This window comes from Collinsella sp. AM18-10 (assembly GCF_003471585.1).
Taxonomy (GTDB): domain Bacteria; phylum Actinomycetota; class Coriobacteriia; order Coriobacteriales; family Coriobacteriaceae; genus Collinsella.
The window spans coordinates 5,174-5,787 of record NZ_QRJO01000029.1; positions in this window are offsets into that span (position 1 = coordinate 5,174).

The following is a 614-nucleotide window of genomic DNA, read 5'->3' on the forward strand; positions in this document are numbered from 1 at the left end:
GGGAGGCCAGGGCGCCGCTGACCGGTGGACGGCACCGAGCCGTACGCTTGAACTGAGAAGGGGGAGGCCTCGCGGCCTCCCCCTTTTTTGCGTTTAAAGGGCAAATTGGGGCACTTGATCGCTTGGTCCTTCTGTTTTACGGAATGGCGTTTATCGTTGAGATGATCAGTCGCGTCTCTGGAAGTTGCAGACTGCTTTCAATTGCTTCGATTTGTTGTCGGGTGTTGCCTGGGCACCACATCTATTTCGACGACGAGTGAAATGGATCTACAATATTTGAACTCCAGTGAGGATTATCGTGTCTTCGCGGTATCCGATTCTGGCTTATGTTCAACGGGGCCCTATCGTTATCTGATAGGGCCCCGTTGCTATATAAGTGGTGTGAATAAGCAAAATCGCTTCTTGTGTTCAATAGCATGTGGCTCTTGCTTATTGGGGTATAAGGTCAGTACTTCTACATCAGACAGCAAGATCGCCGAGGTCATACGGTCTGTCTGCGATTTGTGACCGCCCATACGACCCTGGTTATTTCCAGGACATGTAGTTCATTTGTGAACAAAATATGGAGTGCTGGATTCCCGCCCCCGGGGGCCCTCCGGTCTGGCAATATATCT